Consider the following 13,247-nt stretch of genomic DNA (forward strand, 5'->3'; position numbering starts at 1 on the left):
CCTAGGCCGACTCTTCTTCGCGGAGGCGCTGACTGATGACCGCCGAGACCCCGTCGCCACGCATCGAGACGCCGTAGAGCGCGTCGGCCACCTCCATCGTGCGCTTCTGGTGGGTGATGACAATCAGCTGGGAGTTGGCTCGAAGCTCCTCGTAGATCTCGAGCAACCGGCCGAGGTTGGTGTCGTCGAGGGCCGCCTCGACCTCGTCGAGGATGTAGAACGGGCTGGGCCGCGCCTTGAACAATGCGACGAGGAATGCCACCGCGACAAGCGAGCGCTCGCCGCCGGACAACAACGACAGTCGCTTGACCTTCTTGCCCGGGGGGCGGGCCTCGACGTCGATGCCGGTGGTCAGCATGTTCTGCGGATCAGTGAGGATCAACGCACCGTCACCGCCGGGGAACAGTCGGGAGAAGACGTCCTCGAACTCCCGCTCGACGTCATACCAGGCCTCGGTGAAGACCTGCTCGACCTTGGCATCGACCTCATCGACGATCTCGAGGAGGTCCTGTCGGGTCTTGCGGAGATCGTCGAGCTGCTCGGACAGGAACTGATGACGCTCCTCGAGCGCGGTGAACTCCTCGAGCGCGAGCGGGTTGACCTTGCCGAGCATCGCCAGCGCGCGCTCGGCGCTGCGCAGTCGCTTGCTCTGGGTCTCGCGGTCGAACGCGATGGGCTCGCCGGGCTCGCCATCCGAGTCCTCCACGATGGGTGGTACGAGCTGGTCGGGACCGTAGTCGGCCACCAGCGTCTCGACCTCGAGGCCGAGCTCCTCGAGGGCTCGTCCCTCGAGTCCCTCGAGGCGAAGGCGCATCTCGGCCCTGGCCATCTGGTCCTTGTGGACGGAGTCGGTCAGCCCGTCGAGCTCGGAGATCTGCTCACGGAGCTGGACGCGTACGCTTCGCAGCGTCTCCTCGCGGCCCGTGCGGGACGCCTCGATCTCCGCTCGCAGGGCCGACGCCCGCACGACGGAGTGTTCGAGGGACGTCAGGACCCGCTCACTGGCGAGGATGACGGCCTTGGCGGTCTCGGCCTCACGCAGCTGCTGCTCGCGACGCGCCTTGGCCTTGATGCGCGCCTCGCGCTCGGCCTCAGCGGCCTCGAACAGTGCCGTGACCTGACCCGCCAGGGCCCGGGTGCGCTCCTCATTGGTGCGGAGGGCGAGCCGTGCGTCGGTCTCGGCACGGCGCAGCGTCGACGCCCGGTCGGCAAGCTGCTCGAGCAGAGTCGTGTCGGGCTCCTCCTCAGGCGCGGACTCCGCCTGCGCCAGCCGGTCCTCCAGCTCGGCCAGACCTGACAGGTCACCGGCCTGCGACTCCTCGGCCCTGGCGATCGCGGCAGCCAGCCGTTCGGCCTCGCCCTTGGCCGCCCGGGAGGTCGCACCGAGGTGGCCGAGATTCTCGGCAACCGCGGCCATCGTGGCATCCGACTCGTGCAGACGACCGAGCGCCGCGTCGACCCGTTCCTGGGCCGTTGCACGGATGGCTCCGGCGGCTTCCTGCTCGAATCGCAGGCGTTCGAGCGTGTGGACCGCGCGGCCGAGATCCTCATCGGCCTGGGCGATCGCGGCCTTGACCTCGATCAGACTCTGCTTGGACGTCGATCCGCCGGCCGCGAAGTGCGCTCCCAGGACATCTCCATCCCGCGTCACGGCCGTCACGTCGGGAGCATGCCGAACCAGCTCCTGCGACTGCTCGAGGTCGTCGACAACGGCGACCTTGAACAGCAACCGGCGAAGCGCGCCCTGCAGGGGCGCCGGTCCGTCGACGACGTCGATCGCATAGGTGGCGAAGTCGGGCAGCCCGGGCCAGGTCGAGTCGTCGACCTCCCCGCCTCCCAGCAGCATGCCGGCCCGGCCGAGGTCCTCGGACTTGAGCTTCTCCATCGCGGAGACCGCCGTGTCGAGGTGGTCCACCGCAACGGCGTCGGCGGCCGAGCCGAGAGCGGAGGCGATGGCGGTCTCGAAGCCGGCGCGCACCGTCACCAGCGCCGCGACCGAGCCGAGGAGTCCGCTGAGCTCATCATTCGCGGCGAGGAGGGCTCCCGCGCCGTCCTTGCGTGCCAGACCCAGCTCGAGGGCTTCCTTGCGCGCGGCGAGCGCAGCCTGCTGGCGCTCGGCTTCCTGGGACTGGGTGCCCAGCGATGCGAGCCGTTCGGTGACCTCGGCGAGCCCGTCCTCGGCACCTTCGAGCTCCTCGTCGAGGCCGGACTCCCCGGCGTTGAGCCCCGCGATCTGGTTCTCCAGGCTGGTGAACTCGTGCTGGGCCTCGACAGCCCGCGACTCGGCTTCCGCGCGAGCGGCAGACAGCCGACCGATCTCCTCGCCGGCCGCAGTCGCCCGACTCTTGAGCGCGTTGACCTGACCGTGGAGCCGCGCGAGCCCTTCGCGCTGGTCGGCGGCGGCACGGAGCAGGCCCGCGACCCGCCGCTCCTCGGCGGTGTAGGCGGTCTCGGCCTCGTTGCGCTCGTCGATCACGGTCTCGAGTGACTGGGTCGACTCGGTCACCCCGGCGCTGAGCTGCTCGAGCTGCTCCTGCGCGCGACGGGCATCGGCCTCCAGCTCCTCGGGCTCGCGCCCGACCCGGCGGTCATCCGCTTCGACGGCTGCCAGGCGTACGCGCTCGTTGGCGAGACCGGCAGTGCCCCGGATGCGCTCCCGAAGTCCCGAGAGGCTGTACCAGGTCTCCTGCGCGGCAGACAGTCGCGGGGAGTCCTCGCGCAGCTGGTCCTCGAGCTCGGTCTCCTGCTCGCGGGCGGCCGCGATGGACTGCTCGACCGCCTGACGGCGGTCGTTCAGAGCGGTCTCGTCGGCAAGCTCCTCGGCGATGACCGAGCGAGCCCGGACGATGTCGTCGGCCAGGATGCGGGCACGGGCGTCACGCACCTCGGCCTGGATCACCGCCGCCCGTCGAGCCACCTCGGCCTGCCGGCCGAGGGGCTTGAGCTGGCGCCGCAGCTCGGTCAGGACGTCGCCCAGCCGGGTCAGGTTGCCTTGCGTCGCATCGAGCTTGCGGAGCGCCTTTTCCTTGCGCTTGCGGTGCTTGAGGACTCCCGCAGCCTCCTCGATGAAGCCGCGGCGCTCCTCGGGGGTCGCCCGGAGCACGCTGTCGAGCTGGCCCTGGCCCACGATGACGTGCATCTCCCGGCCGATGCCGGAGTCGCTCAAGAGCTCCTGCACGTCGAGCAGCCGGCACGTGTTGCCGTTGATGGCGTACTCCGACCCACCGTTGCGGAACATCGTTCGCGAGATCGTGACCTCGGTGTACTCAATCGGGAGTGCGCCGTCAGAGTTGTCGATCGTGAGGACGACCTCGGCGCGACCCAGGGGCGGCCGACCCGACGTCCCGGCGAAGATGACGTCCTCCATCTTGCCGCCGCGCAGCGACTTGGCACCCTGCTCGCCCATGACCCACGACAGGGCGTCGACGACATTGGACTTGCCGGAGCCGTTGGGCCCGACGACGCACGTGATGCCGGGCTCGAGCTGGAGGGTCGTCGAGGAGGCGAACGACTTGAACCCACGCAAGGTGAGGCTCTTGAGGTACAACTCTGACTCCTACGACAGTTGGCCGGTTGGAGCCACCCTAGACCGCCGGGACTCTAGTGAGCCGCAGGCTGCATCAAGTCGCCGGCAGTGACATGGTCGACCCGCTCACGGATGGTCCGGAGCAGTCCGTCGTTCTCGACCTTGAGGCGCAGGATCTCGTCCTCGAGGTCGGCGATCCGGCGGTGGAGCGAGGCGGTTTCGCGCAGCTGCTCGGTGGGCGGACCCCCGATGTAGCCGATGAGTGCTTTGGCCATGAAGAATCTCCGCGGAGTGGAACTGAGGGGAAGGGGCAGGTGAGGCTGACCTGCGTCTCTCAGTCTCCCACCGAGGTCTGCCTGTGGTCAACTTCTTGCCTCGAATGCCGGGAGCTCAGACCGTGAAGATCTCGTCCCCCACACGGACGCTCCCGCTCGCCGCCCCGCCAACGCTGTCCGGCGCCGAATCCATCACGACGATCGGCACGATCGGCGACCGGCCGCCGGCCTCGATCGCGGACGGATCCCAGCGCACGATGGGAGTCCCGGTCGTGACCTCGTCCCCCTCGGCGACCAGCAGCTCGAACCCTGCGCCGTCGAGCTGGACCGTGTCGATGCCCAGATGAACGAGCAGCCCCTTGCCCGCCGCCGTCAGCAGGACGAATGCGTGCGGATGGAGCTTGAGCAGTCGGCCGTCCGCCGGCGCGACGACCGTCTGCTCGGATCGATCTGGATCAATCGCGATGCCCGAACCGACGATCTGCTGCGCGAACACCGGATCGGGCACGTCCGACAGGGCCAAGACCGTCCCCGCCACCGGGGCCAGCACGGCGGAGGGCTCACTCATTCGAGGTCCTCGATGTCACTGGCCAACGTGTCCGCGACTGGACCGACCACGACCTGCACGACGTTGCCCGCGACGATGACGCCGAATGCGCCGGCGGCCTTGAGCGCAGCCTGATCGACCAGCGACGCGTCCTCGACCTCGGTGCGCAGACGGGTGATGCAGGGCTCGATCTCGATGATGTTGTCCCGACCGCCCAGCCCGGCGACGATCTGCTCAGCTGTAACCATGGGAATTCTCCTCTAGGCGTGACCGGACGCCACGGTGGCGCTGGGTCCTTGGTGCATCGTGCCATCGGCGGACCAGACTCTCCCGCCGCCGAGCCAGGTGGCGCGGGCGCGCAGATCCTCTCCGAGCAGGACCAGATCGGCCCGCGCTCCCACCTCGACCCGGCCGATGTCATGGCAGCCGAGCGCGTCTGCAGGCGTACGAGTCGCCGCGCGGATCGCATCGACCAGGTCGATCCCGAACTCGACAGCGTGGCCGATGTTGGCGTCGAGTGGCTCATCAGCGCCGGCGATCGTGCCGTCGGCACGCAACGGTGGGTGGCCCGCTCTCACCTGCAGCTGGTCGCCGCCCAGGACATAGGTGCCGGACGGCATGCCGAGCGCAGCGACCGCGTCCGTCACGAGCATGACCCGGCCGTGGGCCGCGCTGAACGCGAGCCGCACCGCCGTGGGCTCGACATGGTGCCCGTCGACGATCAGTCCCACGGTCAGCCGCCGATCCGTCAGCGCGGCTCCGACGACGCCCGGCGTGCGGTGATGGAACGGGCTCTGCGCATTGAACAGGTGGGTGACCATCGTGGCCCCTGCATCGGCTGCGGCGCGGACCTGCTCGTCTGTGGCATCGCTGTGCCCCACCGCGACCCTCACCCCCGCGGCGACCAGGTCCGCGATCGCGCGCAGGGCTCCGTCGCGCTCCGGCGCCAGGGTCACGTACGAGATGGCGTGTGCGAGCCCGATCAGTGGCGCGACCCGGTCCGGGGTGGGGTCGACCAGCAGCGCCTCGCGGTGCGCGCCCCGTCTCCGCGGCGACAGGAACGGCCCCTCGATGTGGGCGGGCAGGAGTCGGGTCGCCGAACCGGTCAGGTTGCTCGAGTGGCGGGCCGCGTCGTAGCGGCTCACCTGCTCGACCAGCTGGTCGAGCGTCGCCGTGATGAACGTCGGCACCATCGAGGTGACACCGGTCGACAGCATCCGCTCGGCGACGCGTCGCACGTCGCCGGCGTCAGAGTCGGCGAAGTCGACCGAGAATGCGCCGTTGATCTGGGCATCGACCAAGCCCGGCGCGAGAATCCCTCGACCGAGCACGACATCGGGCGGGCGCAACGGCTCACCGCGGCCCGCCGCTTCGATGCGCCCGTCGGCGATCGCGATCCAGCCCGCACCGGACTCGTCGTCCGGCAACCCGACGAGACGCTGCGCACTCACCACGATGGCGCCCATCGGTGACCTCGATCCGGCGGCTAGGGGTTGACATGCCGGTTGTTTTCCGGCCATCCTCACTGGTACGTACCGGATCGTACCAGCGGTTCGTACGCCCGTCGAGAGGAGCTTCCGATGCTGAACGACAGCCTCCTCCCCAAGCACGTACAGCTGCGTGCGGCACTCCTGCGGACGATCGATGAAGAGCTCCGGCCCGGCGCGATGATCCCATCGGAGCGCGACCTGACGACCCGCTACGACGTCAGTCGGGCCACGGTCCGCGCGGCCATCAGCAGACTGGTCCACGAGGGCAGGCTCACCACGGTGCCCGGCCGCGGGACCGTCGTGACCCGCCCGCGGGTCGAGAGCAACCTGCACCTGGCGTCGTTCACCCAGGACATGCGGCGCCGCGGTCACCGGCCGAGCACGGTCGTGCTGTCGAGCGCACTCGTGGAGTCCGGCGAAGCGACAGCCCTGGCCCTCGACATCGCGCCGGGCGACCTGCTCTGGGAGATCGAGCGCCTCCGACTAGCCGACGAAGAGCCCATGGCGCATGAGGTCAGCTGGTATCCCGAGGCACTGTTCCCCGGACTCGGCGACGAGGACCTCACCGCCTCGCTCTACGCGACCCTCGAGTCGACGTATGGGGTCGTGATCACCGATGCCCAGCAGACCACGTGGGCCGAGCCGGCCGGACCGGCCTACGCCGACGTGCTCGCGGTGGCCGAGACCGCACCGTTGTTGGTCTTCGACCGCGTCTCGTCGTCAAACGTCCGGCCGGTCGAACAGACCATCAGCCGCTATCGCGGTGATCGCTATCAGTTGTCCATGAGCCTCCAGCGAGGTCCGTCCATCCGTTGAGTCCGAGAATCACCACCACCGAGGGGAAATCGAGATGACCACGACAACCGCAGGACGACGAGGCCTTCCCGGTCTCGCCTCCGTCCAGAAGTTCGGCCGCAGCCTGATGCTGCCGATCGCCTCGCTGCCTGTGGCAGCCCTGCTGCTACGCCTCGGGCAACCCGATCTGCTGGGCGCCGACGGACTCGGCTGGGACCGGGTCGCCGCCGTCCTCGGCGCTGCCGGCGGGGCGATCTTCGACAACCTGGCGCTGCTCTTCGCCCTCGGCGTGGCGATTGGCATGGCCAAGAAGTCCGACGGTTCGACGGCCCTGGCCGCCATCGTCGGCTACCTCGTGTTCAACGGCGTCTACCAGGCCGTCGTCCCGATGGTCATGACGATCGATGCCGACAACGAGAGCGCCGTGGCCAAGGGCTACGGCGTGCTCGGTGGGATCGTGATCGGTCTGACCGCGGCGTTCCTGTGGCAGCGCTACTACCGCATCAAGCTGCCGGACTATCTGGCGTTCTTCGGGGGTCGGCGCTTCGTGCCGATGATCACCGCATTCGCCGCGATCATCATCGCGGTGCTGATGACCCTGGTCTATCCGGCCTTCAACAGCGGCCTGACCAACGTCTCTGACTGGATCGCCGACAACGACGTCATCGGCGGATTCGTCTACGGCACGCTCAATCGGCTGCTGATCCCGCTGGGCCTGCATCACATACTCAACTCCGGTCCGTGGTTCCTGTTCGGTTCGTACGAGGGCGCGAGCGGCGTCGTGAATGGCGACATCGCCCGATTCCTGAATGGCGACCCGACCGCCGGTGCGTTCATGACCGGCTTCTTCCCGATCATGATGTTCGCCCTTCCCGCGGCCGCGCTCGCGATCTGGCAGGAGGCCAAGCCCGCGCAGAAGAAGGCCGTCGGAGGCATCATGTTCGGCGCGGCGCTCACGAGCTTCCTGACCGGCGTGACCGAGCCGCTCGAGTTCTCGTTCATGTTCGTCGCATTCCCGCTCTACGTGATCCATGCCCTCTTGACCGGCACCTCGATCGCGCTCGTCAATGCCCTGGACATCAGGGATGGTTTCGGCTTCTCAGCCGGCCTGTTCGACTTCGTGCTCAACTGGAACATCGCCACCAGGCCAGAGCTGTTGATCGTCATCGGCCTCGGCTATGCGCTGATCTACTACTTCCTCTTCCGGTTCGTGATCCGTAAGTGGAACCTGCGTACGCCTGGCCGCGAGGACGACGGTGACGATGACGCCGGGTTCCTGATCGACCAACCGACGGATGAGCAGCCGGTGACCGCGTCGAAGACGCCGACACCACAGACACCGCCGACGCCGCCGAGCTGAGCCGCGAGGTCGAGCGCCCGCCTCACGGGTGAGGGGCGGGCGCCCCGGCGTAGGGTCACCGATGTGGACGAACTCTTCAACCCGCCGGTCGGCACCTGGCAGCGGGTGTCACCCCAGCTCGCCACGGTCCGCCGCATCCTGATCCTCGTGCCGACATCGGTGATTCTCATCGCCGGAGTGGCGCTCCTGATCCTGCTCTCCGACCTGCGGTGGATCGGCGCGATTGCCGTGGTGCTGGCGCTCGCGCTTGCCGGGTGGGGCTGGTTCTGGGCCGGACGCAACCAGCGAAGCTGGGGATATGCCGAGAACGACGACGACCTGCTGGTGACGAGTGGGGTGATGTTCAAGCGACTCGTCGCGATCCCCTACGGCCGCATGCAGTTCGTGGATGTGGAGGCCGGCCCGCTCGACCGGGCCTTCGGCGTCGCGACCGTGACGCTGCACACCGCGAGCGCCGAGACCGCGGCCGACATACCGGGACTGCCCGCGGCCGAGGCAACCCGGCTGCGCAACCGGCTGACCGAGCTCGGAGAGGCCCATGGCGCCGGACTCTGACTCATCGTCCGAGGTCGTGGGTCAGCGCACCCATCCCCTGACCGCAGTCGTCCAAGGTGCTCGATGGGCCGCTGCCGCCTCCGTCGGTCTGGTGAGCTCGGTGTTCTCCGGCGACGGGTGGGGTGACCTCAGCCCGCTGCTCAGCCTGCTCATCGCCTTGGGCGGCGGCCTGGTGCTCGGCATGGGAGTCGGTTTCCTCAGCTGGCTCTTCACGCGATATGTCATCGATGGCGCCGAGCTGCGCATCAACAGCGGTGTCATCACGAAGTCATCGCGACGGATCCCCTACGAACGCATCCAGTCGGTCGACATCGCCGAGCCGCTCATCGCCCGTCTCTTCGGCCTCGCCGAGCTGCGGATCGAGATGGCCGGTGGCAAGGACTCCCGGACGGCTCTGCACTTCCTCCCCCTCGCCGGCGCCGGCGAGCTGCGCCGGGTGCTGCTGGCACGGTCCGACGGTGACCAGCAGGCAGATTCGCACGCCCCGGAGCGCCGCACCGTCATCGCGGTCGTCCCCCCGAAGCGGGTCATCATCGGCACGGTCCTGTCGCTCGACTTCGCATTCGCCGCGCTCGGCTCCCTCGGGCTGTTGGTCGGCGCGATCTGGTTCGGGCAGGTCATCGTCCTGCTCGGTGGCATCGTCCCGCTGGGATCGTGGCTCGTGCAGATCGTCGGCAAGCGCGTGCTGCAGCAGTGGGACTTCACGCTTTCCCGCGGCGAAGGTGGCCTGCGGATCGAGCGCGGTCTGCTGTCGCGCACGTCTCAGACGATCCCATTCGCTCGGGTGCAAGGCATCGCCGTCAAGGAGCCCTATGTGTGGCGACGCTTCGGCTGGCAACGGCTCGAGGTCGACATCGCCGGCTATGCAGCCAGCGCAGGCGAGACCGACACCGACTCCTCGTCCACCCTGCTGCCGATCGCGGACGGCCCGTTGGCGGCGGCGATCATCGCCGAGCTGATCCCCGGCTCGGCGTTCGAGTCCGTGTCCCGTACGCAAGCCCCGCGACGCTCACGGCTTTTCGCCCCCATCGGCTGGCGCTATCGATGGGTCGGCGCCGATGAGCGTACGTTCGTGGCCCGCGAGGGTTGGGTCGAGCGGACCACCGACATCGTGCCGCACCACAAGACCCAGTCCGTCGAGCTGACGCAGGGACCGCTGCAGCGAAGGCGCCGCCTCGCGACGATCGAGGTGCACACCCCGCAGGGTCCGGTCGATGCAGATGGCCGCAACCTCGACGAGCAGGATGCCCGCAGGATCGCGCTGGCACAGCTCCAACGCGCCCGCACAGCTCGCACCTAGAGCTCGGCGGCGTGTTCCAGATCAGCCCCCGGACGTCGCGTCCTCGGCCAGCGGATCCATCGGCGACACCACATCGCGCGAATCCAGCCAACCGTCCGGGACGGAAACCTTCTTGGGCGTCCCCTGTCGACCGCGAGGGGTCCCGAGCTCGGCGACGGGATAGGGCTCATCGGGATCGAGCCGGGCCAGCAGCTCGTCGAGGGCCGCATAAGAGGACACCATTCCCAGGCTGCTACGTACGTCCTTGCCGGCGGCGAAGCCCTTGAGGTACCAGGCGATGTGTTTGCGGAACTCGATGCAGCCCCGGTCCTCGCCCATGAGATCACCGAGCAGCTCGGCGTGCCTGCGCATGACCGCTGCCACCTCGCCGAGGGCTGGGAGCTCCACGACCTGCTTGCCGGCGAACGCCGCGGCGAGGTCACGGAACAGCCAGGGGCGACCCAGGCAACCGCGGCCGACGACGACACCGTCACAACCGGTCTGCTCGACCATACGGATCGCGTCTGCCGCCTCCCAGATGTCGCCGTTGCCGAGCACCGGGATGTCGACCGAGGCCTTGAGCTCGGCGATCGCGTCCCAGTCGGCCCGGCCGGAGTAGTGCTGGACGGCCGTGCGACCGTGCAGCGCGATCGCAGCACACCCCGTGTCCTGGGCGATCCGGCCCGCGTCGAGGAAGGTCAGGTGATCGTCATCGATGCCCTTGCGCGTCTTGATCGTCACCGGGACGCGGTAGGGCCCGGCAGCCGTGACCGCGGCAGCGAGGATCTCTCCCAGCAACGTGTCCTTCCACGGCAGCGCCGCTCCCCCGCCCTTGCGGGTCACCTTGGGGACAGGGCAGCCGAAGTTGAGGTCGACGTGGTCGACGCCGTGATCGGCGCAGAGGATCTCCACGGCACGCCCGATCGTCTCGGGGTCGATGCCGTAGAGCTGCACCGAGCGGTACGTCTCGTTGGCGGCGAACGTCAACATCGCCAGGCTCGTCCGGTCACCTTCAACGATTCCGCGCGACGTGATCATCTCGCAGACATAGAGCCCGGCACCCTGCTCGGCGCAGAGCTGTCGGAATGCCGCATTGGTCACTCCGGCCATCGGGGCGAGCACGACCGGATTGGGCACCTCGAGGTTCCCGAGCCGAAGCGTGCGCGGCAACGTGGCAGTGGACATGGGCCCATTGTCCCATTCACCCCACACCCGCCGGGGCGGTGAGTCAGTGTCTACTGAGGCTGAAAGGCCCTACGGGCTCCAGGTGATGGCGTCCTTGGTCGAGCCGGTCTGGAGATCGACCGATTGCAGGGCCTTGCCCTTCGGGACGAGGAAGACCAGGCACAGCTTCGCGTTGGCGCCGGGGAGGAAGCTCTCGGGGAGCGTCGCGTTGCGGCACGGCTTGAACGACCCGACGATGTCGTTGGCCGGCAGATTCGTGTTGCTCGAGTCGTGGGCGAAGATCGGCAGTGCCGCACCGCCGAGCCCTGCCGGGCCCTCGTTCTTGACCGCGACGTCGACATAGAACGGGGTCGCCGCCTTGGTTGCGGCGTCGAGGGAGAAGAACTTGAAGTCCTTCTTGATCGACCCCTTGCGGACCGAGGTGACCGTCACGGTGATGGCGCTGGCCGCCTTGTCGGCGACCTGATAGACCACACTGGCCGACGAGTCCTCCATCAGCTTCGCGCCACCCTTGGTGAGGGTCACTCCCTCAGGCACCTCGAAGCCCTTGGGCACTGGCACGGAGTCCGACTTCTTGTCCGGCTCGGACGACCCACAGCCGGCCACGAGCGCAAGGGCCATCACGGCAGCAGCCGCGACCGATCCCGAACTCTTCACGCGCCGATTGTCACCCACGACCGGATCAGCAACCCGGCAGACGCGCCGCGAGCCACGGCTGCACCTGGTCGAGGGCTATGCGCTCCTGCGTCATCGAGTCGCGTTCGCGGATCGTGACGGCGTGGTCGTCGAGGGTCTCGAAGTCGACCGTGATGCAGAAGGGCGTGCCGATCTCGTCCTGGCGGCGATAGCGCTTGCCGATGGCCTGCGCATCGTCGAACTCGACGTTCCAGAACCCCCGCAGCTCTGCGGCCAGTGCCCTTGCCTTGGGCGAGAGGCTCTCGTTGCGCGACAGCGGCAGCACCGCGGCCTTGACCGGGGCCAGGCGCGGGTCGAGCTTGAGGACGGTTCGTGTGTCGGTGCCGCCCTTGGCGTTTGGCACCTCCTCCTCGACGTACGCATCGATCAGGAAGGCCATCATCGACCGGTTGACACCGGCGGCAGGCTCGATGACGTAGGGCGTCCAGCGCTCGTTGTTGGGCTGGTCGAAGTAGGTCAGATCCTTGCCGGAGTGCTCGCTGTGTGTCTTCAGGTCGAAGTCCGTACGGTTGGCGATGCCCTCGAGCTCACCCCACGTCGAGCCGGCGAACTCGAACCGGTACTCGATGTCGACGGTGCGCTTGGAGTAGTGCGACAGCTTCTCCTGCGCGTGCTCGTAGAGACGCAGGTTGTCCGGATCGATGCCCAGTCCGACGTACCAGTCGAAGCGCTCCTTGATCCAGGTCTCGTGCCACTGTTCGTCCGTGCCCGGCTTGACGAAGAACTCCATCTCCATCTGCTCGAACTCGCGGGTGCGGAAGATGAAGTTGCCCGGCGTGATCTCGTTGCGGAAGCTCTTGCCGATCTGACCGATCCCGAACGGCGGCTTCTTGCGCGCTGTCGTCATGACCTGGCCGAAGTTGACGAAGATGCCCTGCGCGGTCTCCGGCCGGAGGTAGTGGAGCCCCTCGGCGGACTCGACCGGACCGAGATAGGTCTTCAGCAGCCCGTTGAACATCCGAGGCTCGGTCCACTGCCCACGCGTGCCGCAGTGCGAGCACGCGATCAGGTCCATCGCGACGGTGTCGGGATCGACACTCTGCCCATCCTTCTTGGCCTTCTTCTCCGCGTACTCCTCCTGGAGGTGGTCCTGCCTGAACCGGTGGTGACAGCTGAGGCACTCGATCAAGGGATCGACGAAGGCGGCCAGGTGGCCCGAGGCGCTCCACACCGACGTCGGGAGGATGACCGACGAGTCGAGGCCGACGACGTCGTCGCGGCCCTGGACCATCGAGCGCCACCACTGGCGCTTGATGTTGTCCTTCAGCTCGACTCCGAGCGGGCCGTAATCCCAGGCGGACTTCGTCCCGCCGTAGATCTCGCCACACTGGTAGACGAAGCCTCGGCGCTTGCTGAGACTGATGACGTTGTCGACGGTCGATGCCATGGGTGTTCCAATCCGGCTGGATGTCGGCGGGTCTGCCCGAGCAGTCCCCCACTTTAGTCGTTGGGTCGCTCACGCTCCGAACCGGGCACTGAACCGAACGTGGAGGCATTTTTCGGCCGAAACCCTTGACCCAGACTTTGTTAGTACGCTTT

12 protein-coding genes are annotated in these 13,247 nt (G+C 68.1%); 4 read left to right on the forward strand and 8 right to left on the reverse strand.

The window, feature by feature from the left end; all coding sequences use genetic code 11:
* Position 1: 1 nt before the first annotated feature.
* The 5 genes from smc to nagA form a co-directional block, all read right to left on the reverse strand.
* Complete coding sequence (gene smc / locus WKF39_RS10735; protein ID WP_340388198.1) at positions 2-3,547, reverse strand: chromosome segregation protein SMC; 3,546 nt, start codon at positions 3,545-3,547, stop codon at positions 2-4.
* Positions 3,548-3,600: 53 nt separating this feature from the next.
* The gene (locus WKF39_RS10740; RefSeq protein WP_340388200.1) at positions 3,601-3,801 is read right to left on the reverse strand and encodes a hypothetical protein; all 201 of its coding nucleotides are present in this window, start codon (positions 3,799-3,801) and stop codon (positions 3,601-3,603) included.
* 115 nt (positions 3,802-3,916) lie between these two features.
* Entirely contained in the window at positions 3,917-4,369 is a 453-nt protein-coding gene (locus WKF39_RS10745) for a PTS glucose transporter subunit IIA (RefSeq protein WP_340388202.1), read from the reverse strand.
* Positions 4,366-4,596 carry a glucose PTS transporter subunit EIIB gene (locus tag WKF39_RS10750; protein ID WP_340388204.1) on the reverse strand — a complete coding sequence of 77 codons (231 nt, stop codon included), beginning with the start codon at positions 4,594-4,596 and terminating at the stop codon, positions 4,366-4,368. The genes WKF39_RS10745 and WKF39_RS10750 overlap by 4 nt, the downstream gene beginning before the upstream one ends.
* A 12-nt stretch (positions 4,597-4,608) precedes the next feature.
* On the reverse strand, positions 4,609-5,814 hold the full coding sequence (gene nagA / locus WKF39_RS10755; RefSeq protein ID WP_340388206.1) for an N-acetylglucosamine-6-phosphate deacetylase: 1,206 nt from the start codon (positions 5,812-5,814) through the stop codon (positions 4,609-4,611).
* A gap of 114 nt (positions 5,815-5,928) precedes the next feature.
* Here nagA and WKF39_RS10760 point away from each other — a divergent pair, with 114 nt between their 5' ends.
* The 4 genes from WKF39_RS10760 to WKF39_RS10775 all read left to right on the forward strand — a co-directional run bounded on the left by WKF39_RS10760 (position 5,929) and on the right by WKF39_RS10775 (position 9,848).
* On the forward strand, positions 5,929-6,654 hold the full coding sequence (locus WKF39_RS10760) for a GntR family transcriptional regulator (protein ID WP_340388208.1): 726 nt from the start codon (positions 5,929-5,931) through the stop codon (positions 6,652-6,654).
* A 34-nt stretch (positions 6,655-6,688) separates the two neighbouring features.
* Positions 6,689-7,993, forward strand: a complete 1,305-nt coding sequence (locus tag WKF39_RS10765) for a PTS transporter subunit EIIC (protein WP_340388210.1) — start codon at positions 6,689-6,691, stop codon at positions 7,991-7,993.
* Positions 7,994-8,056: 63 nt separating this feature from the next.
* Positions 8,057-8,548: a PH domain-containing protein gene (locus tag WKF39_RS10770; protein ID WP_340388212.1), complete on the forward strand. Its 492-nt coding sequence runs from the start codon at positions 8,057-8,059 to the stop codon at positions 8,546-8,548.
* Entirely contained in the window at positions 8,532-9,848 is a 1,317-nt protein-coding gene (locus WKF39_RS10775; protein ID WP_340388214.1) for a PH domain-containing protein, read from the forward strand. Before WKF39_RS10770 ends, WKF39_RS10775 begins: the two co-directional genes overlap by 17 nt.
* A gap of 21 nt (positions 9,849-9,869) precedes the next feature.
* Here the strand turns inward: WKF39_RS10775 and dusB are convergent, their stop codons facing one another.
* The 3 genes from dusB to WKF39_RS10790 form a co-directional block, all read right to left on the reverse strand.
* Positions 9,870-11,012, reverse strand: coding sequence for a tRNA dihydrouridine synthase DusB (gene dusB / locus WKF39_RS10780; RefSeq protein WP_340388216.1), 1,143 nt, complete (start codon positions 11,010-11,012; stop codon positions 9,870-9,872).
* 69 nt (positions 11,013-11,081) lie between these two features.
* Complete coding sequence (locus WKF39_RS10785) at positions 11,082-11,669, reverse strand: hypothetical protein (RefSeq protein WP_340388218.1); 588 nt, start codon at positions 11,667-11,669, stop codon at positions 11,082-11,084.
* Positions 11,670-11,694: 25 nt separating this feature from the next.
* The gene (locus tag WKF39_RS10790; RefSeq protein ID WP_340388220.1) at positions 11,695-13,095 is read right to left on the reverse strand and encodes a glycine--tRNA ligase; all 1,401 of its coding nucleotides are present in this window, start codon (positions 13,093-13,095) and stop codon (positions 11,695-11,697) included.
* Positions 13,096-13,247: the final 152 nt, after the last annotated feature.

The sequence above is a fragment of the Aeromicrobium sp. genome, assembly GCF_037719875.1.
Classification (GTDB): domain Bacteria; phylum Actinomycetota; class Actinomycetes; order Propionibacteriales; family Nocardioidaceae; genus Aeromicrobium.

Excerpts from the sequence above, each read along its gene's own strand:
- WKF39_RS10740 (WP_340388200.1), bottom strand. The coding sequence starts at position 3,801 with ATGGCCAAAGCACTCATCGGCTACATCGGGGGTCCGCCCACCGAGCAG.
- WKF39_RS10745 (WP_340388202.1), bottom strand. The coding sequence starts at position 4,369 with ATGAGTGAGCCCTCCGCCGTGCTGGCCCCGGTGGCGGGGACGGTCTTG.
- WKF39_RS10750 (WP_340388204.1), bottom strand. The coding sequence starts at position 4,596 with ATGGTTACAGCTGAGCAGATCGTCGCCGGGCTGGGCGGTCGGGACAAC.
- nagA (WP_340388206.1), bottom strand. The coding sequence starts at position 5,814 with ATGGGCGCCATCGTGGTGAGTGCGCAGCGTCTCGTCGGGTTGCCGGAC.
- WKF39_RS10760 (WP_340388208.1), top strand. The coding sequence starts at position 5,929 with ATGCTGAACGACAGCCTCCTCCCCAAGCACGTACAGCTGCGTGCGGCA.
- WKF39_RS10765 (WP_340388210.1), top strand. The coding sequence starts at position 6,689 with ATGACCACGACAACCGCAGGACGACGAGGCCTTCCCGGTCTCGCCTCC.
- WKF39_RS10775 (WP_340388214.1), top strand. The coding sequence starts at position 8,532 with ATGGCGCCGGACTCTGACTCATCGTCCGAGGTCGTGGGTCAGCGCACC.
- dusB (WP_340388216.1), bottom strand. The coding sequence starts at position 11,012 with ATGTCCACTGCCACGTTGCCGCGCACGCTTCGGCTCGGGAACCTCGAG.
- WKF39_RS10790 (WP_340388220.1), bottom strand. The coding sequence starts at position 13,095 with ATGGCATCGACCGTCGACAACGTCATCAGTCTCAGCAAGCGCCGAGGC.